Below are 23784 nucleotides of genomic sequence, written 5' to 3' on the forward strand. Positions count from 1 at the left end.
TAGTGATTCGGGCGGAATCGGAGAACGGGGCTGATTAAAGCTATAACGAGCGTTTCAGATAGTGGAATGTGTTGTTTGTTGAATAGAGCGGAAAGTAATTTTGAGGGTGATATTTCAACGTGCGGCGCGTTATCCTTTCCGAAAATTTCGGCAGGTAAGGAGAATAAGGAGATTAATCCATGAAATCTATAATTGCTGGTAATCGTCTGCTTTTTCTGCTCACCGGTTTTGTTGGATTGCTTTGTGCCGCGGCGCTCGGTGTATTTGCCTTGAAGCTTGGCGGTTTAGTTGATTTGATTGGCCAAGATCAAAACTCGCTGCTGTATCAACTTTTTGTGTGTGTAGGAATTATTGCGTGCTGGTTTTTATTCTCGCTGGCCTACAACGCTTTGCGGGCATTTTATGCATATCGAGTAATCAACCAAACTAAATCGGGACTTTATGCGGGAATTAATCGTCTTCGGCTGAGTGAATACGAGTCAAAGCCGAATGAATATTATCTGAATATTTTTACAAAGAAATTCGACATCCTGCACGAGAACTATTTGGTTCCGAAATGCAGCATGGTTGCTGATGCGGCCTCCGCAATTGTGAGTATCTCCCTGATTTTTTGGATTAGCTGGAAGCTGGCGCTATCTTTTATCGCGGTTACCCTGGTGACTATTGTGATTTCACAGCTTCCTGGTGTAATCATGGCCAAAAAGACCGAAGTGTTTTCGAAAAAGAACGCTCAGTACCTCAAAGTAATTAACAATCATCTGAGAGGATTCGAGCAGATTAAACTTTTGGGTTTGTTTCCAAACTTTCAGCATGTTTACCTGGATACAGATAAAGAATTTGAATCAAGCAGACGCGGATATTACGCCACCAGCTGGAGTGCTGATTCTTTCGGGATATTTGTTAGCTTCTTAGCGCAGCTTTTCTGTTTCGGGGTTGGGGTGTATTTCGTAATTTATGGTGATTTAACGATTGGAATGCTGATAGCTGCAATCAATCTGTTGAATAACGTTTTCAATCCGGTACAGTCATTCGTGCACTCGAAGAACCTGATGGGTACGGTAAGTGAAATTTTCGATTCCTTTAACGAGCTTTTGACCGTTCCGCAGGAGTCGGGAGCAGCATTAAATACTTGTGTGGAAAAGATTGAATATCAGGATGTGGCAGTTACATTGCCAAGCGGACGAAACTTGGTTTCTGGATTTAACTACCGCTTTGAAAAGGGTAAGCGGTACGCTATCGTCGGAGAATCGGGATCAGGCAAATCTACATTGATGAAACTTCTGATGGGATATTATGATCCGGGATTTTTCACCGGAAAAGTGCTCATCAATGAAGCCCGGCGAGAGACGCTTTTGCCCGCTGATTTATTTAGCCGCATTGCCTATATTCAACGAAATGATTTTTTCATCCCCGGAACTGTAGAAGATAATATTACGCTAAACCGCGACTGCGCTGCTCCTGTTGAACTTTACGCGCAGTTAAAGATTAGTACTGAACTGCGCAGTCAAAAAATTGAAGAAGGTGCGCGGCACCAGATTTCACAAGGTGAAAAACAGCGCATTGATATGGCACGATTCCTAATCAATGATTACGATGTGCTGATATTTGACGAGCCAAGCACTAACTTAGACCCGAAAACCAGTGAACTGGTATTTGATTACATTCTAGGTATTACTGACAAAATCGTCATCGTTATTACCCACGAACCCAGCGCCAGCCTGCTATCGAGATTTGATTCAACCTTCAATATAAAGAACTATCAAAGTTAATGACGGATTTTTTTGAGGGGTTGGCAATTGGGTTTTGCGGCTCTTTCATTTTTTGTTACGTAAGTGGTGATGGGGAGTCGGGTTCATTGCGTAAGTGGTGGCGGGAAGTTGGTTTCTTTACGTGAGTGGTGGCAAGAACTTAGGCGAGGATTTTTCCGTCGAAAGTGCTTGCGTTTGTGCTGGTCACAGGCGTAAGGTGACGACGGCTCTCCCGTCGCTACAGAAAACCGCCGATTTCGCCGCCAGTTACGTTAAATAATACGGATTATGCCACTAGTTACGTGCGATTCGCGAACTTTGTCGCTTGGCCTACGCTTAGCCTCTAACGACACGCCGCCATTAGACCCGCATTTTGGCACTTAGCCCCGATTGTTCGCGGAAATGTTTAAAATATAAAAAATCGGCTCGACGGGGCGTGAAGTCAACCATCGAGCCGAAGCGCGCGCCGAAAGGGACTCGAACCCCCAACCTCCTGATCCGTAGTCAGGTGCTCTATCCATTGAGCTATCGGCGCAAGTTCTTTAACGAACTCATTAAGTTTACAGCTAAATCTTTGCGAAAATCTAATAGGATATGCGTGGTAATCGCCACATTGCCTTAAACTCGCCGTGCTTTCTCTGCCAGACTAGTTGTGAATGGTTTTTCTTGTGAGCGGATGTTTTGTTACGTAAGTGGTGGCGGGAATTTATTCTCGTTACGTAAGTGGTGGCAAGAACTCGGGCTGGGATTTTCACCGTCGGAAGTGCTTGTGTTTGTGCTGGTCACAGGCTCGCGATAACGATGGTTCTCCCGTCGTTACATAAAACCGCGCATTTTGCCATCAGTTACGTAACCATGTAGAGCGTTTTGCTACCAGTTACGTTTAAAAATACGGATTTTGCCACCTGTTACGTTAAAAAATACAGATTTTGCCACCTGTTACGTTAAAAAATACAGATTTTGCCACCTGTTACGTGCCTTGGCGCGAACTTTGCCGCTTGGCTTGCACTTAGCCCTAGCCTTCACACTTAGCCCGGATCGGACACTAACGACACACAGCCATAAGCAACGATTTTTGGCACTTAGCCCCTAACCTGCCCATAATGGCATACAACATAAATGTGAATGCGGCAACCGCCCCCAAATCTATGACTCGGAGGCGGCGCAAGTTTTATACGGGGTGGTTCACCCCTATTTCAGCTAAATAGCGAGCCTGCGGCTCAACTTAGCCGGTGCCGGCTATTAGCCCGAGGCTATGGCTTAGGCACCTAAAGGAACTCTAACGCATTTGCTTAAGTTCTTTCAATGATTTCTGAAAACTTGTTTGAATGCGAACAATTTTATTTGAACAATCCGCAAAGTGACTAATGCCTAGACTATGTGCAATGCTTTTGCTGAGCAAAGCTTTAGGCGAATTATCGTTAAGGTAGGATTCAAGCCCGTTATTTAGAATTTTTTGGCGGGCATGAAAAACAGAGCTCACAAGAATATCTGCGATTTGAAGCCCTGAATTCGTTCTTGAGTCTAAGCTAACCGCACAAACAAAACGTTTGTTGTGTAGCCTTGAATTGCATTGATTTATTAACGCGTCTCCGTACGAAACCCCAGCTGGAACGTCGATATGGTCAATTAGTGCAACTCCTAGTTCGCTTCGGGTAACCAAGCCTCGCAAGAGACGCTCTGTTGCAAACAAATGTCCCTCCCATTGTTTACGGCTACTCCAAGGGTCGAAATGTTGCTTATCTAAAACGAAAACTCCAAATGTGGAGCCGGTATCAACTGCTGCTTTGAAGGCGCCGGAAAGTATTGGTGCTGATCGTTTTGTTGCCGCGCCGAATTTCAGTTCTTCTGCGGTGTTAAATCTGTGTCGGTCGCGGCAGGCTTGGATTGCTCTGCTGAGTTTGTCTGGATTGCTTGTTTTAACTGCTGCTACGACGAAGTACTTCCCGTTTGTTCCTTTGCTGCCAGCTTCGCCGATGAAGAAAGTTGAACAGTGTGTGTTTAAAGGGAGTGTTATTTTCTTAGTCACTAAATCTTACCTCGCCATTTTCGTCCCATTCTGGTGTATTTGGGATTCTTCCCTAGACCGTCTAAAGAGTTTGGTTCGTGGTGTTGTGTGGCGAGAGCGTATTTCCCTGCGATTAGATCTTGTTGTAGCTGATCAATGAAAGCATCCGATAAGGGCGGGGCTGGGGCCGCTTCTGGGATTTGTGGGTTTTGGGTTAACGCATCCTCCGCCTGACGCAAAATTGAGGAAGTGTTTAGGTTGAGCGCTTTGGAAATTTTCTCCAAATCTGTTAGCGAAAAAGCGCGCTCTCCGTTCATGTAGCGGTAAACGCTGTAGGCGGGGACGCCAGAAATCTCAGATAAATTGGTATTTTTCATAGCACGGCTATCCATAATTCTTTGGACAACCTTAACTATTTCGTGGTTCAATCCGTCCGTTTGACGCGCTTTCCGTTCATGTTCTAAGTATTCTCCAGCTAGGGAAAACAGTCAATAAATCGACGCGTACGCCAACAAGTTGACAATTTCCCAAACAGGGAAAGGCGGATATTTAGGCATCAGCAAAGTCATCAAAAGCCAATCCGTGCTTAAAACGTAAAGCTTTCTTCTCTAGCTAAAGCGATAAACAGAGATCCGACGCATCTGCCCCGCTACCAGCACAGCTGGCAGCGTTAAGCCGAAAAACACTAGCGTGTTTTCACGGCTTAACCCTCACGGGTTCGAATCCCCAAAACACAAAAGTTTCTGCCAAGCAGCTTGTCTGCTTGGCAGAAACTTCAGCGGAGACAGAGGGATTCGAACCCTCGAGCCGCTAACGCAGCTAACACCTTAGCAGGGTGCCCCTTTCGGCCGCTCAGGCATGTCTCCTTTATATTGAATTTATCCGTATTCAATTGTTACACGACAAGAGCAAAATAAGAAACTTGACTTTGCTGACGCATATTGAAAATAAATTCGAATCCGCAGACCCGATTATTTTATGTTAGCAGCTGGTGCAAGACCCGCACTAACACAAAACAGCGGAGAGTGCTTGCAACTTTCTTGCGAAAGTCGCGCACAATTTCGTCGGCGCAAGCCAAAAGAAACAAGTTTCTTTCGCTTGCTTTCTCCTCATTGTGGGGATTACATCCCTCGCAATAAGGATTGCGACGCAGTGAACGAGCTAAAGCCCGCAACACCACAGCGGAGAGTGGGGGATTCCAAAATTTTTGTCGTTTTCACTTCAAAAATTCTTGGTTCGGTACCAGCGCGGCTGGTACCGCTAAGCCTGAAAACGCTTGCCGCGTTTTCTTCACGGCTTAGCCCTCACGGGTTCGAATCCGCAGACTCAAGTGTTTTGTGTTAGTAGCTGGTGCAAGACCAGCTACTAACACAAAACAGCGGAGAGTGGGGGATTCGAACCCCCGATGCAGGGTTACTACATACTGGTTTTCAAGACCAGCTCATTCGGCCGCTCTGACAACTCTCCTGTAATCATTAACGCAAACTAACCCTCAGTAAAACACCAGCATTAGTTCAACGCGTAACTAATAGCATAACTACGCCATCTGATTCTAAACTAAATCGGCAAAAAGATAAAAATGGATTATCAGAAAAATAAAATAAGGGTGAAAATCACTCACACAATTTTCACTTTTCACATCTCTAAATAGTTTACAACAGCTAATAGACTAGAATTGAGTGTAAAACTTGAAATAAGGAGAAAAGTGTGTGGAAAAATCAAAGTTGTATATCCCTAACAGGTTTCGCTGCGCGCATTCTCGCCTTGCTGCTTTTCGCGCTGATTACTCTGCTGCCCATTTCAGCACTAACGCCATCTGCTTTTGCCGCCGCTGAAAATTTCATTCCAACAGCAACTGCGCTGCCCTCCAAAACTCTTGTCCAACACTCAAATACACTAAACGAAAACAGCCGCACTAAGACACCGCAAAATACAGGCCGAGTACTCTTTATCGGCACTGCTGGAATTGACTTTTCCGACTTAGACTTCACAAATCCGAACTTAAAAGAAAACCTTGCAAACTATTCCTTCGCAGCTCTTTCACCACGCACCGTGAACCCGCGGACATGTGCAGAAGAAGGATGGATGTCATTGCGTGTTAATGGAGACGTATTTGACCGAGTACCGCCCCAGACTCCGTTAAACCCTAATACTGTGGAATGTAATCCGGTTATTTTTACAGAAGAACCGTCAATATTAAAAGACGGTGATTTTACTGCACCGCAAAAAGTGCATATTTCTGAGTTTTCAAATCATATCGCCAATACAAAATGGCAAAAAGAATCACCTTTCCCTGCCGATACTGTGGGAGTTGGCAGAAATGCTGCCCTGCCGCTTGCCAATAGCGACGGCGAAGTAAATAACTGGTATCCATATCCCGCAGTTGATATCCCGCGCTCTAATGCGGTTACCCAAGATCGTCTAATACAAATACTAAATCATGCACAAAATAATGTGCTGGTTGATATTGGCAGTGTAAATGGGGATTCGCTGCTCTTAAACACTGCTCCTCGTATTGCACAAATACAGACAGAATTAAACAACGTATTGCGCGCTAATGAACACAGCAAAATCCCCGCCGTGTAGTGATTGCCTCTTTAGGAGATCGTTCGCGAAGCGCACAGCTGCATTTCTTTGCAACGAACTCGAACCTGAACCAAAACAGCAGCAGCTCAAATACGTCAATATCAACTGCTCCCGGAGTGATTTATTCTGCTATCACACGCGCTTCCGGATTTATCACAATTCCAAATGTGCGTGAAATTATTGCTGGAAATTACTCTGAAGTAAAAACTATTTCAAAAGCTTCTCTTACCGAAGCAATACAGACGATAAAAGATATAGAAAACCACGCCTATGTGGTAAAAAACAGCACCGCAAACTGGTATCGAATATTTAATTTACTTGCAGCCATATTTATTGCACTTACTTTAATATTATTTTTTGTCCGGCCAGCAGCTGCCGGTAAAAATGGGGTGCTCCGCGAATCTGTTGGCGAATCTTAGAATTGGGAAATACCTTTGTATTTGCTTTTGTTCCTGCAGCCTTAATTCTAAATTTTTTCCCATGGTGGAAACTTGCAGTCATTCCCGGTATTGACACCCCAGAATGGGCAGAGCTATTTGGAATAGGTTTTACAATCCTATTAGCCGGTTTAATTACCGGCTTAGCACAATTTTCAAAACACCCCGTAGGAATAGTCGCTGCAATCGCATTCCTTGTGCTCAGCATCGATATTATTGCGGGTTCCCTACACCAACGCAATGGATTTATGGGTTCATTAGTGCTTACTTCACGCCGATACTACGGTATTTCAAATCGGACTTACCTAATTTTGATTATTGCCGGCTTGCTTGCCGCTTTGCCAATTATTTATCAGATTTTAGGGGCAAAAATAACTTCGAATATCAAAATGACGGATAAGTTTGCTGCATCCAACTCTGATATTCGGGAAACCGTATCAACGGCACCTGCAAGATTACGAATATCGCTGCAGCAAAGAAAAAATCGCACTAATAGTAGTGATAATCGGATTATTTACCTTAGCGGTAGATGCCGTGCCAAGTTGGGGAGCAGATTTTGGCGGCCCGCCAGGAATCATTGCCAGCTTCGGAATTGCTGCAATTTTATTAGCCGGTTTACGTTTACGCTGGTGGCATGGACTAGTGTGGATATTGCTTTCCGTAACTGTGATGGGAATAGTCGGTTTTGTTGATGCACGTGGAAACGCAAATTCTCATATTGGTAAATTCTGGCAAAGCCTTGGCTCGGCAGAGTCATTTGCTCTCATTGGAGGAAAAATTCGCGATGTTACGCGTTCATTTTTCGGACGGCCAGATTTGCTTTGGCTGATCGCAGTGGTCGTTGTGATTGCGCTGTTGAGCATATTCGCGGCACGGAAATTGAATCAGCTCAGCGGAGAACATTTCGCAACTATCCGTGAAATGATTTCACTGCCTGCAACCATTCCATTAATTATTGGAATCGCTGCTGGCATCCTGATTGCTGTGCCAATCAACGATTCTGGTGCAATCATGATTAAAGAAGGGTTATATATTGGAGTGCCCGCAATTTGTGCGTTACTAACAGGCACTCTTGCGCGAAATCGTGAAGACGAATCGAATATGCGCCACTTGTTTTCGAAAAAACATTCGTGAATTTATTATAAAAACTTAAAGCAGTGCCTCGAGCACGAGCGCTGCACCGTCGTGATCTACATCTTCAGTAATTGCATTTGCGTGGGCACGCACATATTCCGGCGCATTTCCCATCGCCACTCCGAGCTGTGCCCATGCGAGCATTTCGCAATCATTCCCGGAATCGCCAATTGCGACGGTGTTGGCACGCGGCAGACGCAAATATTTCAGCACGTCGGTTAAGCCTGCCGCTTTCGAAATACCTTTCGGAGAAATATCAAGCCAGGCCGAATAGCCAATCGCATATTCCACGGCATGTAAACCGAGCATGTCGATTTTCGCGAGCAATTCCGCCGAACTTAGCTCAGGGGTACGGATTGTTAAACGTGTAGTTTGCGGGTGGGCAAGTTCACTTATGGGTAAAATTTGAAATCCGCCTGTTAATTCGCCCGGCGGAAATTCGCGGTTTACTCGCCGTAAATCCGCCGCCGATTCGACGGCAATCAGCGCTTCAGGAAGTGCTTCAATAATAGTTTTAATCTCAGCTGCCGGGTCAAAAGTGTGGGAAGTCAGCAGCCGGACAGGCGGTTCAGCAAGACTCACGTTGCTGTTAAGCGCGGAAGTTGTATGAATTGCTGCTGGTGATTCAGAATCGTCGCCGATTGTAATAATTATTGCGCCATTCGCACAGACAGCGTATCCGTGCGAAATTCCAAGACTTTGCATTGCTGCCTGCGCACCGGAAATACCGCGTCCGGTGCAGATAACAATATTAGTTTTAGCTGCGATATGTGCTTGCAGGGCGGTAATTACACGCGGTGAAACGGAAGTGTCATGGTGTAAGAGTGTGCCGTCGATATCGAGAGCAATAAAAAGCTCTGCACCGGCTGCAGGCAAACCGTTTGCGCGAGCTTCTGCTACGGCATCATGCCAGATTTTTGCGTTCCCGCTACCATAAGACTCCAAACTTTTTGGAAATACGGCTGCACCTGAGTGCAGTGAGATTTCTGCGGCTGGTTTAGCATTTTCGGATGAATGCTGCTGCTCTTGGACGTAATCTCAGGATACTAAATAACAGATTGTCTGCGAAAACTGAGTTTTTCCGGAAGCTAATCTCCTGCAGAAAATACAATCCCTGCAGGAATTTAACTCTGCACAGGAAACAGGGCGCCGCCAGCAGCATAACTTCGCCGACGGCACCCTGCAAGGAAGAAGCCTGATTTGTTGTTTATGTTAAAAACCTGTGAATTTAGCGCGGATATCGCTTATTTTTCACGGCAGTTCACTTTGCTGCTGCAACAGGTTCAATAATTTCTTTACCTCCCAGATATTGCCGGAGCGCTTGGGGGATGTAGAGTGAACCGTCGGGCTGCTGATGATTTTCAAACATTGCCACCAGCCAACGGGTAGTGGCAAGGGTGCCGTTGAGCGTAGCTACCGGAGCAGTGCCGTTTTCAGTGCGGTGGCGCACATTTAAACGGCGAGCCTGGAAAGTAGTGCAGTTTGAGGTGGATGTGATTTCCATATAGCGGTTTTGGGTTGGCAGCCAGGCTTCGCAATCAAACTTTTGCGCCGCTGAAGATCCGAGATCGCCGGCAGCAGTGTTGATTACCCGGTACGGCAATTCAGCTTTTGCAATCATTTCTTCTTCCCAGGCGAGGAAACGCTGATGTTCTTCAATTGCGTCGGACGGGTCGCAGTATGAAAACATCTCAACCTTATTGAACTGGTGTACACGGATAATTCCGCGCGTATCCTTACCGTATGAACCAGCTTCACGCCGATAGCAGGTGCTCCAGCCGGTGTAGCGCTTTGGTCCGTTAGCAAGATCAATGATTTCATCTTTATGGTATCCGGCGAGCGCCACCTCAGAAGTACCGGTGAGATATAAATCGTCAGCTGGCAGGTAATAAATTTCGTCGGCGTGTGCGCCAAGGAAACCGGTACCGCCCATAATGTCTGGATTGACCAAAGTTGGTGTGGTGAGCATTGTAAAACCGCAGCTCTCAGCTTGATCCACCGCAGCCGTCAGCAAAGCAAGCTCCAGCCGTGCGCCAATACCTTTCAAATAGTAGAAGCGGGAGCCGGAAACTTTCGTGCCGCGAACCATATCGACGGCATCGATACCTTCAGCCACATCAAGATGATCTTTTGGTGTGAAACCTTTGGCTGTGAAATCTGGAATCTCGCCCGCGTGTTTCAGCACAGTGTAATCATCTTCACCGCCGGCAGGAACGCCGTCGACCACAATATTCGGCAGTTTATACATTGCGGTTTGGAACTCCTGCGCAGCATCTGCGGAAGCCGTCTCTAAAGTTTTTACTTCATCAGAGAGTGCTTTTGCTTTTGCAAGCACTGCCGGACGGTCTTCTTTTGAAGCCTTGCCGATCTCACGCGAGAGTGCTTTCTGCTCTGCACGCTTATCTTCGAATATTTGCAGTGCGGCACGGCGCTTCTCGTCTGCTGCGAGAATCTCATCAATAATATTTTCGTCGGCGCCGCGGGCACGCTGCGAGGCACGGGCAATTTCTGGGTTTTCACGGATGCTGCGAATGTCAATCATAATTTAAGAATATGCCTGATATACGTGTTTAAGCCAATTTATTCCGTGTTTTGGGCTGCGCTGTTTTGGGCTGTGCTGTAAATTGGCGGGATTTTTGCTTGGCGAACCGCTGCGGATTTCCGGTGTTTCTGCGATTTTGCCTGCCGCGTCCGCGTGTCTCATTCTCGAATTCAGCTGCGGTGAATTTGCAGCGGATTCGCGGTGAAATCCTCACTGTTATCCGCTTACTGCTTTCGCTGCGCACCTGCTGTTAATTAGCTGATTATCGGGTACTGCTGTAAAGCTGGATATAGCAGCGGAAGTTTCCGCGAAGTTATTCAGCTTCCCGAAATATTGGCAGCGGGCGGAAATACCGGGCAAAAACAGCGGGTAAAAACAGCAGGCAGAAGCAGCAGGCAGAAATTGTACAAAGTTTGGTCACCCGCATCTGATATCGCATTATGAGTTAGCATAGGAACGTGGACTGGAAACTTTTTATTGCCGTCATGGCGCTTGCTATCGCGATTTGCGCACTTTTTGGCTATTTTTGCAGGTGCGCCGATTTAAACGTGCGTGTGCCCATTTGCAGAAAGCCATTCGGAATATTTCGCCGCATCTTTTGGAGGCTGTCGGCCAGCATGATTGGCAAAAATCCGGTCCGGCATATGTGGTTTACAATCCAACAAAAGAAGCCGATTGGGATTTGCTGCGCAAATACTTGCGGGACGCCGCAATGGCAGCATCGCTTCCGGAACCGGTTTGGCTGGAAACCACTGCTGAAGACCCAGGGCCCGGTCAGACCCGGGAAGCATTGAAAGCGGGGGCGTCGGTAGTGATTGCTGCAGGCGGCGACGGGACAGTGCGCGCGGTAGCAGAAGTTCTCGCAGGTACAGAAACTCCTCTCGGGCTGCTGCCCGTCGGTACCGGAAATTTACTTGCACGGAATTTAGATTTTCCGCTGCAATCAGCGAAAGACTTGGCTTCAATCGCACTTACCGGCAGTGTAAAAGCAATAGATGTGGCATGGCTGGAAATTGACGATAGCGCTGTAGACAGTGCGCTGCTGCAGCAAGCGAAAGCTGCTGAACTGCAGGCAGTTACGCCCGGGAAGTATGCTTTCGTAGTAATCGGCGGAATGGGATTTGACGCCGATGTGATGGATTCAACGAATTCAGCATTGAAAAAGAAAGTCGGCTGGCTGGCATATGTAAGTGCAGGTATGAAGAATTTATTTGCCGAAAAAATGCGGGTTGAAATTCATCCCGGTGATTCCGGGAAACGGATTAACACCGAAGCCCGCTCAGTGATGTTTATGAATTGCGGGGAGCTCACTGGCGGAATAGTCCTCGAACCCAATGCTGATCCTGCAGATTCCTGGCTTGAACTCACCGTTCTTGACATCAAAGGCGGTGTGCTTGGTTGGATTGATCTCGTACACACGATTATGGCAAAAAATATGGGATTCAGTGAGCGCTCTCTGATTCCGATAAATTCTGTAGTTGGTGATCTTGATACGAGACGGGTGCGGACTTGCACAGTAAAAGCTGATAGTTTGCAGGCAGTACAGCTTGACGGCGACGTGCTTGGATACGCAAAAGAGTTTTCGGTAAGCCTGGATCCGGGCGCATTGAATGTGCGTGTCCGGAAAGGATGAATGAAAATAAATGAACACGCGGAATTTCAACCGCGGAACCGAGTTGAGAACACCCGGTAATTTTCGGTGTGCGAAAGCTGAAATCAGGTTAGTTCTCTTACTGGTTTAGTTTTCCTGCGAAGTGTGAGTTTAATTTTCCTGATAGGTATGAGCGCCGGAAATGATTTTTGCAACCCAAGCATTTGCGGCATGAAAATCAGCATCCGAAGTACCTGGAGCGAGGTGCTGATGTGAAGCTTCAGCCGGAGAGTACGGCGCCGGCTGATACCCGGCAGCCGGAGAAAACACTTCCGGATGCCGCGCTGCCGGATAGGATCCGAGAAAAGTCACTTTCGGACTGACCCGATGTAAAGCCGCAAGAACTGCCTGAATCCGCTTTTCGAAAATATGCCCGTCGGCATCAATTGAAAAAGCATAGCGCCCAAGTGAATCCCCAATCGGACGCGACTCAATCCGTGAAAGATTAATCCCGAGCGTTGCAAATTGTGTGAGCATTTGGAGAAGTGCGCCGGAGCCGTCGGAAGGCAGCTGAACCATCAATGTAGTTTTATCGCGGCCTGTCGGGTTCGGCACAGAACCTGCTTTTCCAATAAGTACAAAGCGGGTGACAGCATTGGGATTATCGGCAACATCAGCATGCAGCACTTCAAGTCCATACTGTGCGGCTGCAAGCGGCGAAACAAGAGCGGCCTCATATCCGGGATTTTCTTGCGCAGCGAGCTGTGCGGCTCCCGCTGCCGTAGAAGCTGCCGGAAGATATGCGACCTGCGGAAGATTTTCGAGAATCCACTCATGACATTGAGTCCAAGCTGCATTATGAGTGGAAATGCGGTTAATTTCTGCTAATTTCACTCCGCGCCGCACTGCAAGCACAAACGTAATTGGCACAAGCATCTCTGCGGCAATTGCAAGATTCGCCCGCTTCGTCAGCGTATCAATAGTGGAATTGATTCCGCCTTCTACCGAGTTTTCAATTGGCACAACGGCATAATCTGCTTCACCCGTGCAAACCATGTTAATCGCGCGCGGAGCGTCAAGCGCCGGAATGTGCAATGCATCCGATTCGGGTGCAACTTGGTTTAATGCTTGCTGGCAAAAAGTGCCCCGCGGACCAAGAAAAGCAAAGCGGGGTTTTGCTGCAGCTGCGATTGCAGGCGTATTTACCGAATCCAGCTTTTCGCTCATTTTCCATCCTTCCCGAATGCTCGGCTTACCAGCGGTGCGGCGCAGTATTTTCTTGCGGAGCATTAATCCTGCACTTTATTCGTGTTGTATTGCCATTTTCAAATGCTGCAGTTTTCGGCGCGATCCGAGCAGAGAAGCTTTTTCGGTAAAGTTCGGAGCTATTGGCGAAATTGTGCCGCATGTTTTATAAACAATTGTGCCTCGTGCTGGATAATAATGATAAACCAGTTCAATAGGCGGTATGATTTGAAAAAATTAGGGCGGAACTAAACAAATGGGAAAGACACAAAGAACGAACACTGGTGCAAAGGTGCTCATAATCAGTGCGTTTTGCTTTGTTTTTGTGCTATTCCTCAGCTTGTTTCGAATGATGTTTCTTGGTGAACAAGCAGAAGCAGAACACAATCTCGAATCTCCGTCGAGAGTGGTTTTTCTTGGTACAAGCGGTGTGAGTTGGGACATCCTGGATCCGGTATCCGCGCCGAATCTCTTTGCAGCAGCCACGGCAAAGAGTGCGGAAATCGCGAATTTTATCGTAAAAATCAATGCCGATACAGCTTGCCCTGACGCCGGCTGGCTTACCGTAAACACAGGCGTACGGACGAATGGACTAGCTGATTTTTCCATGCGCTGCCGTACTTTTCCGCAGGTAAATCAAATTGAAGGCCAGTGGCAGATTGCAAACTGGGAGCAGTATCCGGAAGTAAATTCTGCAAATAAGTACCGTCCGATTTTCGGGAATCTGGCACAGGTACTTAGCGGAAACGGGAAAAAATCGGGGCAATCGGCGCCGGAGCAGCACTCGCGCTTGCCGATAACGACGGTAAACTTCCGGATTCCGCGGTGTACGTGCCAGGCGGTTCTGAGCCGCGCCAAACATCGTTTCCCCAACACCGCAGCTGCTCGCTGCCAGTGTGGATAAAATGAAAGACGCGCAGGTGATTCTAGCTGATCTTGGCGTGGTGCGTGCCGGGTTCTCACCGTTAACAGCTGAAAAACAGAAAGATTCACACAGCGCCGGCGCATTCCATGCCTCTTTCCATTTACCGAACTCTGCTGCAGCATCTTTGCGCAGCGAATTAAAATCGCTCGATTCGCGTTTCGCTGCAGTTGTAAAAGCGCTGCAGATACAAGACGCTGCCGTGCAAAAAGCAACAGGGAAACAACCGCGGACCATGGTAATTTTTGCGTCGCTTGCAGAAGCAGATCGCAGCGGTGCGAAAATGCAAAGCTATTTCAAAGTTAATCTCGCGAATTTACACACTGATTTCTCCCGCTCCGCGTTTCCCGCAGAAAAACTTCCAGCCGCGAACCGGAATAATTTGGCTTTCCCGATTCCAGACGCCAGCCGGCTTGCATATACGAACTCAACACGAATTCCCGGTGTGGTGCAAAATACCGATATTTTACCGACTCTCGCTGCGATTACTGCAGAAAAAATCCTGTTTCCGAATCGGAAAAAGTTTTACCTGATACCCGCAATGCCGTCGGTGCTCCGATTACGCAGTATATTGGGAAAACAACTTCCGGAAGCCAACTGGAATATTTGCGCAGTGAAAATGAACGTGCGAAGTACGTGCGGGCTTCTTTGGGTTATGCGTTTATCGGATTTTCGGTATTCTCCGGTTTTTCCGCAATTGCGGCAGTTTTCTATTTGCGGCAGGTAAAAGCGAATAAGCGGAAGATAAAGTATCGGAAGAAACGCAGAAAAGAGAATCAACTCCGAGCTGGCAGCGGTGCAAGGCACCTGACGATGCTGCTGCTCACGGTTAGTGCTGTGCCGGCTGCTTCGTTTTTAATCAATCTCATCCCGTGGTGGTATCTTCCTTTCCCCCGATTTAGCGGGCTGCTCTTGATTTGTTTGCTTGCCGCGGCAATTGCGGAAATTTCGCGGCGGCTTGCAAAGATTCTTTCGCAACGCATACAAAGCCAGGTGAGTGCAGGCGTGTTTGCCGTCGCAATAATTGCGGCCGGAACTGTGTTCACGCTGGTTTTCGATGTGCTTAATGGTTCGTATCTGCACTTTTCATCTATTTTTGGTGTGCAGGCGCAGCACGCCGGGCGCTTCTACGGATTCGGAAATTCGACGTTCGTTATTTTCGCACTTTCAATGCTTGTTTTGGCAGCATTCGGGCTGCAGTTAATGCGGATTGCCGATACTCCGGTTTGGCAGCGTTACGCATTCGCAGCTGTGATGCTTTGCTTTGCAATTTACGTCGACGGCGCGCCAATTCTTGGCGCAGACTTCGGCGGTCCGCCTGCGATGGTGCTTGCGTTTAATGTGCTGCTATTACTTCATCTCGGGCAGCGGCTAAATCGGCGTTCGACGGCGGTGCTGATGATATTAGGAATTCTTGGCGCATTTTCGATTGCAATGCTGGATTGGTTTAAGCCGAAAGGGCAGCGCACACATTTAGGCGAATTTATTGCTTCTGTGCTGCGCGGCGATTTCTTCCTCGTAATTTCGCGGAAGTTTGGTGAAATGTTCGCAGATATTTCCGTATATGTCTGGATTTGTGTATTTGGGATAGTGTGTGCGCTGGCAGCAGCGGTAATCCGCGGTATTCGCAAGCGCGGCGAAAAAGTGCGGAACTTGTTAAATACTGATTTGCGGATTGAGCTTGATCGGCAAGGTGTGAAAAGCGCGGTGCTGCCGGCGGATTTTGCGGCATGCCAGGCAGCTGCTGCAGCATTGCTCGTTTTTGGGCTTGCAATTAACGATTCGGGGTTATTGCTGCCGTTTATCGGATTGTTTTGCGGGGTTCCAATGTGTTTTGCGATTGTGATGAGCAATGTGCAGGAATATTTTGCGGAAAAAGCCGCGGAAACTGTGGGGAGTTAATACTTTCAAGTACACGTTAATTCCGGCGGAGACGGGGGACATGCAAAGTGCCCGTCTCCGCAGGAATTTATTTATGTTGCAGACGCGGGCGCTTATTTATGTTTGGGCTGTGCGCCTTTTCGGTAGGCGTTAAATGCTTTTCCGGGTGAAGTATCTTCTTGCGAACGCAGCTCTTTCGGCACTCCCTGCCGGGCGATTCTCCGGGCAATCGCAGCACGCCAAACATCTTTATATTGATTTGCGCGATGTAATATTCCCGCCCAATCATTGCGTGAAGCACGGTGTTTCAGCTTGCATGGGATTTCTTGTACAGTGTAACCGGCAACTAGTAAATCGATGGTCATACCGACTTCTACACCCCATCCAGGTGCAAATGGCTGCACGGAATCAAATGCGGCGCGGGTAATACACCGCTGCCCGGAAAGCGGCTGCTGCGGAACCCAACCGGTGAGACGCTTAATTGCTTTGCGCCCAAGACCTGTTACGAAACCATGCCCGCCGGCGCCTTCTTGCGGTGGAAGATAAGCGATTGTGCAGTCAACTTCGCCGTTTACGACGGGGCTGACCAGCGGCGCGCACTCGAGTGCAGAGTCTTGCAGATCGGCGTCGATAAAAAGCAGGATTCGCGGCGGTACCCCGTCGGTATCCCGCATTGAAGCTACACCGGCACCAGTTTCCATCGCAGACGCTTTGCCGCGGTTTACAGAGTGACGCACTACCGTTGCGCCGGCAGCACGAGCTACAGTTTGGGTATTATCTTCAGAACCGTCGTCAACTACGATTACGAGGTCCGCGTAAGGGATGGCGCGGGCGGCACGAATTGTGGCGCCGATTCGCTCTGACTCATCTTTCGCCGGAATAATTACCGCGACTCGTTGATTACTTTGCACAATATTTACTTTAGCGCAAAGTTACCTGGCGTGAGACAATACCAGCCTTTGCACGGCGTTCTTCCGCTGTGAGAACCGAATTGGCGGAAATCTCAGTTTCAAGTTTCTGTATAAATTCGGCGAGCGGTGCTGCAAGATCTGCAGCTTCCGTGCCGGAATCAAGTTCAAATACTGGAATCAGCAGTCCGGCTGCGCGGAAAGCTCCTACGAAACGCGCGTGTGCAAAATTTAATTCGCGGCGGTTTTGCAGGCGGGCAAGTGCATTAAGCACAGTTTCCTGCTCTTCAGGGCGAACTAGCCGCAGAAATTCGCGCTGCATCCGAGTCCAGAAAGCTCCATCCGTGCCGGGAACCTGGGCGGTTGGGAAAATCTGCTCTTTCGTCTGTGCAATTGCTTGCTGTACGTCTGGTTTTTCAGCCTCATCGGCGCCAATCCAGAAGCTGAAATCGTCGTGAAGTTCAAACTCGGCAGCAGCTTCGAGATCAAGCACATCTTGCAGCCGTTTACCCGGCTCGGGTTGTTCGGTTTGCGTGTAGGTTTCGCCATTTTCCAGTTCAAGCGCGGCAAGGAGCCGGTCTGCTACGTCGAGTGAAAGATCGCCGGAGTGCATTACTGTTTGGAGTGCCACAAGCAGTACGCCGTCGCTGCGCCGAAGTGCGCCGACCATTTGCGGAAGCATACTCACAAGCGTTACTTCTGTATTGCCGTGGGCTGCATTGGTTTTTACTTTCAGCGTGCCTGCAGCGAGAATTTCACGCATTGCCACGAGTTGAATCTCAAATGGGATGCCGGCGAAAGGACGTTCTACGAACTGGATACGCTGGCGTTTTGGCTTATTAACTTTTTCGCGGCGGCTTTTCTTGCCCATTTTTGCTCCTGGTTTTATTCTGCTGATTCGTTGTGCTTGAATTACGAGTCTGGATTCCATTAACGAAGTTGATTCGTGCTTTAACGGAAAATATTTTCCAGTTTAATTTAACAGCGAATAATAAACGAAATGCAGACGATTTTCGGTAGGTTTATTCGGGATTAATCTACAATTCCATAGAGCCGGTCGCCTGCGTCGCCAAGCCCGGGAACAATGTATCCGTGCTCGTTGAGTTTTTCGTCTACTGCAGCGACGAAAAGTTTCACATCTCCGCGATCGCCGATATGCTCCTCAAGTGCTTGTAACCCTTCTGGGGCGGCAAGAATACAGATTGCAGTCACGTCGCGGGCCCCGCGTTCAAGCAAATAATCAATTGAGTCGATGAGGGTGTGGCCGGTGGCAAGCATTGGGTCAAGCACAAAGCATTGACGTCCGGTGAGGTCGTCCGGGAGCCGGTTAGCGTAGGTGATTGCCTCCAGTGTTTCTTCGTCGCGTTTCATTCCCAGGAAGCCGACTTCTGCCGACGGCATTAGCTTCATCATCCCTTCGAGCATTCCAAGCCCGGCACGCAGAATCGGAACCACAATCGGCATTGGGGCGGCAAGCTTTTTACCGATCATCTTACGGATCGGTGTGGTGATTTCCTGATCTTCTACCGTCACATCGTGAGTTGATTCATAAGCGAGGAGCATAATCAGTTCTTCGACGAGCTGCCGGAAAACAGGAGAAGGTGTTTTTTGATCGCGCAGTACGCTGAGTTTATGGGAGACAAGTGGGTGGTTAATTACCGTGAGTTTCATAGTTTCACTCTTATCTGCTTGATTTTGTTTAATCTGGAAATATTAATAACGAACTTGCAGGCAGAACGATTTTGCAAGCAGCTTGCAATGAACACCCGCATTGAAAATGAATTGCAGCGGTGCAGCTATGCTCCGCGCTGAACCTATTCTAAGCGTTATTTTGCTTCTCTTGCGAGCTGGCTTGAGAATGCGGTTTATCTGGGTTCTGCGTTTTAATTGGTTTCTTTCAGGTTTTTGAATGCTTTTAGTGATTTAGTTTATTTATTTTGTTTGGGGTTGGTTCGGTTCGGTTCGGGTTTGGTTTGGTTGGGTTGGGGGCGGTTTGGTTTGGTTTGGGCGGTATTAATTGGCAGTGCTTGTCTTCTACTCTCTTTTGCTTTTGCTTTTGCTTGCGGGTGATGGGGTGATGGAACGTGTTGCTGGTGGCGTGAGGCAAGTGGTGGAACGGGTGACGGAACAGGCGGCGGGTGACGAAATGGATGGCGAAATCGTATGTTCCGCTGATTTTTCAGATTGCCCCTATTTTTCATATTATTTTCACAATCCGCGTATTTGCACTTTTCGCCGGAAACGACTATCTTAAGTGAGTACAGCGGGCGATTAGCGCAGCGGTAGCGCGCTTCCTTCACACGGAAGAGGTCACTGGTTCGATCCCAGTATCGCCCACCAGATTTTTGTTGATATCCGCCAGGTTCTTGCTGCTGCAAAGTTCGGTGTTGGGATTGTCCGTTTAAATTCGGCTGCGGTAACGAGTCAGCTGCTTTCGATGTAAGTAATATTGCGTACAGCTGTGTTTTGTGAATATTGGTGTGCTTTGTTGCACTAACACAAACGAAAATGTTAAGAGTCGATTTAGGAAAACTTTGCCGTCAGTTACGTAAGCCTGCAAGCATTTCGCTATCAGTTACGTAAGGTCGCGAGGGTTTCGCGAGCAGCTCATTGTTTCATTGCAGATTTTGATTTCACTTTCACTGCGGCGGCGCGTAACTCCTGCACTGAGCGTAAACCTGCAGCAGCTAATTCATTGTTTAATTCGAAAATTCCAGTAACGAGAGTTTGCCGCGCATCTGTGTCGTCAACAAAAATACTTCCAAACTCAGCTGTGCCAACAAAAATTCGAAAGTGCTGCGGCGGTGTACTAAATGCAAACGCTCAGATCCTGAAAGCTCCACTAATTTATCGAGGAAAGAGTGGGTGGAGGCGGTGTGCATTCTGCGCAGCGGACGCATATCTGGATCAATCGCCAGCAAGCGCGAAAGTGCCAAACTTTCTGAGCTTTCCAGCAATCCGATAATCTCGGGAATATCCTCCGCAGAAATCGTGCTCACCACGGCAGGCATGTGCGGACGTTTAGTTACTAATCCATCAAGCAGAAGTGTTTCAATGGCGGTGCGGACAGTAGAACGCGCCACACCGTATTCTGCAGCAAGTGCTGCTTCTGCGAGGGTGTACCCCGTGAAATATTTCCAGTGACGATACGCTCCCGTAAGTGCGCTGCAAGTTCATCTGCAAGCCGTTGAAAAGCAGACACACTAATCACCTCTTTCGTATCGCACTTTGCATTGTAATTATTTTTATTGCTGTCAGCATACAACGTCTGACGTATGCGTACAATTATATTCATCTACTTCGTGCAGCACATCCTGATAATTGTGAAAGAGGGTTCACGGTGATTGAATTCGATGGTTTCACTCCGCGTGAACGTCATGGGAAAACACAATATCTGGCTGACCGGAGAATAGTTTTTGCAGTAGCTTATTTTGGTTATGCGTTCTGCTACTTAGTGCGGAATAATTTTAAACTCACTGCGAGTCCTTTTGCGGAACAGCTTGGAATCAGCGCAGTGGATGTGGGAATTATTCTTGCTGCTTTTCCGCTTGCTTATGCGCCTGGGAAATTATTTATGGGGCTGTTGGCAGACCGTACCTCAATGCGGATGTTACTTCCTGGATGTGTTGCATTTTCCGCATTGCTCTGTACTGTGATTCCGTTAGTTAGCTCTGCTGCAGTGCTCACGGTGCTGATGGCACTGCTCGGGTTGGTGCAGGGAGCTGGCGCGCCAGCCGCTCTTGGAATGATTAGCGCTTGGTATCCCAACCCAACCCGCGGTGCTGCAGTGGTTGCCTGGAATACTTCACAAAATCTCGGTGCGGGTGTACTTGCAGCATTTGCGATGATTATTTTGGAATATTTTTCAAATGATTGGCGGTTAATTTTCTGGATTCCCGCGCTGCTATCGGCGCTATTTGCAATTTGGCTTTGGAAAAATGGAAAAAATCGTCCGTGGCAAGAGGGGTATCCCACTCTAAATGCGCTTTATGGCCCGGCTGGTGTGCCGTGTACTGCAATTGTGCAGCGTGATTCTTATTGGCGTTTACTTTTTAGTGCACTTACTTCATCTCCGGTGCTTCTTCTTTTGCTGCTATTGAATGCCTTGCTTTATCTCCTGCGATTTGGGGTGCTCAATTGGATAACATTCTATTTGCCGCGAACCAAAGGAGTGAGTATTGCGGCAGCGCATAATATGTTTGCTGTACTTGAATTTATGGCGATTCCGACGGTGGTTATTTTTGCGTTATTAGCTTGGAAATGGCCGTCGGGAATGTGTGCAATTGGCGGAATTTCCATGTTGGCGCTCGCATTAAGCTTGATGTTTTATGCTTACGTGAGTGATTTAAATATGGTGTTTTATGCAAGTACTGTTTTGGGTGGGCTGATATATGCACCTCAAGTGATTATTAATGTGCTCACTGTTAATCTGATGCCGCCGCGGATGGTAGGGGCGGCGGTTGGCGCCGTCGGATTGTCGGGGTATTTAGTTGGTGAAATACTTGCTAATACTGTTGTTCCAGTAGTGGCGCAAAATTATGGTTGGCCGGCAGTTTATTTAGGGCTTGCAGGCGTTGCACTGTTAACTGCCGGAGTTTATTTCTGGCTGCGTCCATATGAAAAAAGCGCGGTGGTGCTTTCCGGTGACTCTTGCTGATTCTGCACACTTTGCGGATCAGGTTCATTTTGCGAAGTTCGGTAGAAGAAGTATTGTGTTTGGGCTGGCGATATGCGGTTGCCAGCCCAAACGTTCGCTCGATATGAAATAAATTTGTTGGAGATTAAACCTGCGGCAAGTTAGGCTTCCACTACTTTTTGCTCTGCTTTCGCAAGTGAGAGATAAAGCAGGGCTGCGATAACTCCCGTAGCTGCCATAAAGATAAATGACGCGGTCCATGAAAAGTTTTCAGCAAGGATTGGCATCACGAGGTTTGCTGCTAATTCGCCTACGATATAGCCGAATAGTCCGACGAATCCCACTGCGGTACCTGCTGCTTGCAGCGGCACGAAATTTAATGTGAGGATGTTGATGATTAGCTGCGGTCCGTAAATCAGCGTTCCCATAATGCCGGAGATGATTAGCAGTGTCGCATAGTTGGTGTTTTCATGGTAGACGTACACTAGTGCTGCAAGAATTAGCAGCCCAATTCCGCCTACCAGGGACTGTTGGTTAGGCAGTTTTAATGCGACCCATGCGAAGAAAAAGCAGCCGGGGATTGCTACCCATTCCAAAACTGCAAATGCTGTTGTGTATTGTTGTTCGGTGAATCCTAGTTCGGTACCTAAGAAAGCGGGCATCCAGTTTTCAATACCGAAGCGTAAGAAATAGAGCACAGCATTTATTAGACCGATGGTAAGCAGTAGCCGATTGGTGAATACGTATTTCACCATAATTTGCCAAAAAGTACCTTCTGGTTTTTCTTCTGCCATTGGTACGCCATGCTCGCCATAGATGTCGCGTAAAGTGGGAAGTGCTTCTTCTTCGGGGCGGTCACCGCCAAATTTCCAGAAAAGGAATGAAAGCAGTAATACGATTACAGCTGGAATCCAGAAAGAATATTTAATCGGCAGTCCTGCACCGGCAAATCCGCCGACCATCATCGGCAGCAGTGCACCTCCGAGATTTTGCGAAGTGTTCCACATGGCGATTCCGGCGCCGCGGGTTTTGTTTGGGAACCAATTTGCAATCATTGATTGTGATCCTGGTGAGAGCACGCCTTGGACCATTCCGAGTAGGATCATCAAAATGAAAAAGATCCATACTTGGGTAGTAACTCCCATGAAAATAATAATCAATGCGGAGATTGCCAGTGCTCCGGCAAAGGATTTACGCAGTGAAATGTTATCTACTACCATCCCCATTAAGAATTTTCCGATTCCGTAAGCGATGGTGAAACCGGTGAGAATTGTGCCCACTTGGATTAAAGACCAGTTATTTTCAATTCGGATTGTTTCGGATGTGAGCTTGAAATTGTTGCGTACTAGATATGCGCATACGTAGCCAAAATAGGCTACAAGGAAAACAATCCAGTGGCGTCGAAGGTACTCTTTGTATTCTTTCGGGTGTGCAGCTGCGTACTGTTGAGCGAGAATTTCGCCTTCACCCGGATGTTTTTATTCATTGTGTGCTGCTTTCTATCGTCGTTGATGGAGATGTATTACAATAGATGTGTTGTAATACTTAGCAACTTGATTGTACTACAATACGTTTGTTTTGTATCTATTTTCGTCACTGCTTATTTATAATTTTCAGCTATTTATCGAATCCCATTCCGCTTGTGCATAATGCGGAACTGGAAGCAAAATCGCCGAATATGCTTTCGATGTAAGTAATATTGCGTACAGCGGTGTTTTGTGAATATTGGTGTGCTTTGCTGTGATTGTGCGCTGTGTTGTGCTGGTGTGACGTGTAGTTCTGGTGTGTTGTCTCGGTGTGACTTCTGAGTATGCTGCGTAACTGGCGGAAAGAACTCGTTCTTGTTACGTAACTGATGGCAGGAACTTAGTTTTGTTGCGTAAATTAACGACGGATATGCCAACGCTGCGTAACTGATGGGAGGAAGTAGGAAATTCCACGTAGCTGGTGGCGGGAAGTTGGTTTCGTTACGTAAGTGGCGGCAAGAACTCAAGCTGGGATTACTACCGTCGGAAGTACTTGCGTTTCCGCAGTTCACAGGCTTGCGATAACGACGGTTCTCCCGTCGTTAATCAAAATCGATTATTTTGCCACCAGTTACGTAACCATGTAGAGCGTTTTGCCACCAGTTATGTGAGTTAAAGCA

The 23784-nt window shown here is 47.7% G+C and carries 20 protein-coding genes, 4 tRNA genes and 1 pseudogene; 12 read left to right on the top strand and 13 right to left on the bottom strand.

Annotated elements, in window-relative coordinates:
• The first annotated feature begins 179 nt into the window (after nucleotides 1-179).
• Complete coding sequence (locus tag RQN30_RS08015; protein WP_353060027.1) at nucleotides 180-1769, top strand: ATP-binding cassette domain-containing protein; 1590 nt, start codon at nucleotides 180-182, stop codon at nucleotides 1767-1769.
• 441 nt (nucleotides 1770-2210) lie between these two features.
• On the opposite strand, the gene RQN30_RS08020 is transcribed toward RQN30_RS08015, so the two are convergent.
• From RQN30_RS08020 to RQN30_RS08040, 5 genes are all read right to left on the bottom strand, one after another.
• Nucleotides 2211-2283 (bottom strand) — tRNA-Arg (locus RQN30_RS08020).
• A 744-nt stretch (nucleotides 2284-3027) separates the two neighbouring features.
• Nucleotides 3028-3777 carry a DUF3800 domain-containing protein gene (locus RQN30_RS08025; RefSeq protein WP_353060028.1) on the bottom strand — a complete coding sequence of 250 codons (750 nt, stop codon included), beginning with the start codon at nucleotides 3775-3777 and terminating at the stop codon, nucleotides 3028-3030.
• Nucleotides 3777-4148 (bottom strand): helix-turn-helix domain-containing protein, encoded by a 372-nt coding sequence (locus RQN30_RS08030; protein WP_353060029.1) that lies wholly within the window; start codon nucleotides 4146-4148, stop codon nucleotides 3777-3779. The genes RQN30_RS08025 and RQN30_RS08030 overlap by 1 nt, the downstream gene beginning before the upstream one ends.
• Nucleotides 4149-4535: 387 nt before the next feature.
• Nucleotides 4536-4622, bottom strand: a tRNA-Ser gene (locus RQN30_RS08035).
• A gap of 513 nt (nucleotides 4623-5135) precedes the next feature.
• Nucleotides 5136-5223 (bottom strand) — tRNA-Ser (locus tag RQN30_RS08040).
• Between the two features lie 240 nt (nucleotides 5224-5463).
• Between RQN30_RS08040 and RQN30_RS08045 the strand changes: the two genes are divergently transcribed.
• The 3 genes from RQN30_RS08045 to RQN30_RS08055 all read left to right on the top strand — a co-directional run bounded on the left by RQN30_RS08045 (nucleotide 5464) and on the right by RQN30_RS08055 (nucleotide 7913).
• Nucleotides 5464-6342 carry a hypothetical protein gene (locus RQN30_RS08045; RefSeq protein WP_353060030.1) on the top strand — a complete coding sequence of 293 codons (879 nt, stop codon included), beginning with the start codon at nucleotides 5464-5466 and terminating at the stop codon, nucleotides 6340-6342.
• Nucleotides 6342-6761: a hypothetical protein gene (locus tag RQN30_RS08050; RefSeq protein ID WP_353060031.1), complete on the top strand. Its 420-nt coding sequence runs from the start codon at nucleotides 6342-6344 to the stop codon at nucleotides 6759-6761. Before RQN30_RS08045 ends, RQN30_RS08050 begins: the two co-directional genes overlap by 1 nt.
• A gap of 420 nt (nucleotides 6762-7181) precedes the next feature.
• Nucleotides 7182-7913, top strand: coding sequence for a hypothetical protein (locus tag RQN30_RS08055; RefSeq protein ID WP_353060032.1), 732 nt, complete (start codon nucleotides 7182-7184; stop codon nucleotides 7911-7913).
• A 15-nt stretch (nucleotides 7914-7928) separates the two neighbouring features.
• On the opposite strand, the gene RQN30_RS08060 is transcribed toward RQN30_RS08055, so the two are convergent.
• Both RQN30_RS08060 and serS read right to left on the bottom strand, forming a co-directional pair.
• Nucleotides 7929-8858 carry an HAD family hydrolase gene (locus RQN30_RS08060; RefSeq protein WP_353060033.1) on the bottom strand — a complete coding sequence of 310 codons (930 nt, stop codon included), beginning with the start codon at nucleotides 8856-8858 and terminating at the stop codon, nucleotides 7929-7931.
• Nucleotides 8859-9174: 316 nt separating this feature from the next.
• Nucleotides 9175-10455, bottom strand: a complete 1281-nt coding sequence (gene serS, locus RQN30_RS08065; RefSeq protein ID WP_353060034.1) for a serine--tRNA ligase — start codon at nucleotides 10453-10455, stop codon at nucleotides 9175-9177.
• 562 nt (nucleotides 10456-11017) lie between these two features.
• Here serS and RQN30_RS08070 point away from each other — a divergent pair.
• Entirely contained in the window at nucleotides 11018-12088 is a 1071-nt protein-coding gene (locus RQN30_RS08070; protein WP_353060035.1) for a diacylglycerol/lipid kinase family protein, read from the top strand.
• Nucleotides 12089-12217: 129 nt separating this feature from the next.
• Here RQN30_RS08070 and pheA read toward each other — a convergent pair whose 3' ends face one another.
• Nucleotides 12218-13273 carry a prephenate dehydratase gene (gene pheA, locus RQN30_RS08075; protein ID WP_353060036.1) on the bottom strand — a complete coding sequence of 352 codons (1056 nt, stop codon included), beginning with the start codon at nucleotides 13271-13273 and terminating at the stop codon, nucleotides 12218-12220.
• Between the two features lie 274 nt (nucleotides 13274-13547).
• Here pheA and RQN30_RS08080 point away from each other — a divergent pair, with 274 nt between their 5' ends.
• Genes RQN30_RS08080 through RQN30_RS08090 form a run of 3 tightly spaced genes read left to right on the top strand, consistent with a single transcriptional unit; the run spans nucleotide 13548 to nucleotide 16115 of the window.
• Nucleotides 13548-14195, top strand: coding sequence for a hypothetical protein (locus RQN30_RS08080; protein ID WP_353060037.1), 648 nt, complete (start codon nucleotides 13548-13550; stop codon nucleotides 14193-14195).
• Nucleotides 14188-14940: a hypothetical protein gene (locus RQN30_RS08085; RefSeq protein ID WP_353060038.1), complete on the top strand. Its 753-nt coding sequence runs from the start codon at nucleotides 14188-14190 to the stop codon at nucleotides 14938-14940. Before RQN30_RS08080 ends, RQN30_RS08085 begins: the two co-directional genes overlap by 8 nt.
• The gene (locus RQN30_RS08090; RefSeq protein ID WP_353060039.1) at nucleotides 14850-16115 is read left to right on the top strand and encodes a hypothetical protein; all 1266 of its coding nucleotides are present in this window, start codon (nucleotides 14850-14852) and stop codon (nucleotides 16113-16115) included. The genes RQN30_RS08085 and RQN30_RS08090 overlap by 91 nt, the downstream gene beginning before the upstream one ends.
• 92 nt (nucleotides 16116-16207) lie before the next feature.
• Here the strand turns inward: RQN30_RS08090 and RQN30_RS08095 are convergent, their stop codons facing one another.
• From RQN30_RS08095 to upp, 3 genes are all read right to left on the bottom strand, one after another.
• Nucleotides 16208-17008: a glycosyltransferase family 2 protein gene (locus RQN30_RS08095; protein WP_491608722.1), complete on the bottom strand. Its 801-nt coding sequence runs from the start codon at nucleotides 17006-17008 to the stop codon at nucleotides 16208-16210.
• 7 nt (nucleotides 17009-17015) lie between these two features.
• On the bottom strand, nucleotides 17016-17873 hold the full coding sequence (locus RQN30_RS08100) for a DUF5926 family protein (protein ID WP_353060041.1): 858 nt from the start codon (nucleotides 17871-17873) through the stop codon (nucleotides 17016-17018).
• A gap of 161 nt (nucleotides 17874-18034) precedes the next feature.
• Entirely contained in the window at nucleotides 18035-18673 is a 639-nt protein-coding gene (gene upp, locus RQN30_RS08105; protein ID WP_353060042.1) for a uracil phosphoribosyltransferase, read from the bottom strand.
• A gap of 406 nt (nucleotides 18674-19079) precedes the next feature.
• Between upp and RQN30_RS08110 the strand changes: the two genes are divergently transcribed.
• Together RQN30_RS08110 and RQN30_RS08115 are read left to right on the top strand one after the other, a co-directional pair.
• Nucleotides 19080-19256, top strand: a complete 177-nt coding sequence (locus RQN30_RS08110) for a hypothetical protein (RefSeq protein WP_353060043.1) — start codon at nucleotides 19080-19082, stop codon at nucleotides 19254-19256.
• Between the two features lie 11 nt (nucleotides 19257-19267).
• Nucleotides 19268-19342: transfer RNA gene (locus RQN30_RS08115), tRNA-Val, on the top strand.
• A gap of 359 nt (nucleotides 19343-19701) precedes the next feature.
• On the opposite strand, the pseudogene RQN30_RS08120 reads toward RQN30_RS08115, so the two are convergent.
• Nucleotides 19702-20118, bottom strand: a pseudogene (locus RQN30_RS08120) (GntR family transcriptional regulator); the annotation flags it as partial.
• A gap of 224 nt (nucleotides 20119-20342) precedes the next feature.
• Here RQN30_RS08120 and RQN30_RS08125 point away from each other — a divergent pair.
• The gene (locus RQN30_RS08125; protein ID WP_353060044.1) at nucleotides 20343-21659 is read left to right on the top strand and encodes an MFS transporter; all 1317 of its coding nucleotides are present in this window, start codon (nucleotides 20343-20345) and stop codon (nucleotides 21657-21659) included.
• A 140-nt stretch (nucleotides 21660-21799) separates the two neighbouring features.
• Here the strand turns inward: RQN30_RS08125 and RQN30_RS08130 are convergent, their stop codons facing one another.
• Nucleotides 21800-23095 carry an MFS transporter gene (locus RQN30_RS08130; RefSeq protein ID WP_353061815.1) on the bottom strand — a complete coding sequence of 432 codons (1296 nt, stop codon included), beginning with the start codon at nucleotides 23093-23095 and terminating at the stop codon, nucleotides 21800-21802.
• Nucleotides 23096-23613: 518 nt separating this feature from the next.
• Between RQN30_RS08130 and RQN30_RS08135 the strand changes: the two genes are divergently transcribed.
• The gene (locus RQN30_RS08135) at nucleotides 23614-23751 is read left to right on the top strand and encodes a hypothetical protein (RefSeq protein WP_353060045.1); all 138 of its coding nucleotides are present in this window, start codon (nucleotides 23614-23616) and stop codon (nucleotides 23749-23751) included.
• Nucleotides 23752-23784 lie beyond the last annotated feature (33 nt).

Source organism: Arcanobacterium hippocoleae (genome assembly GCF_040360365.1).
Classification (GTDB): Bacteria; Actinomycetota; Actinomycetes; order Actinomycetales; family Actinomycetaceae; genus Arcanobacterium_A; species Arcanobacterium_A hippocoleae_A.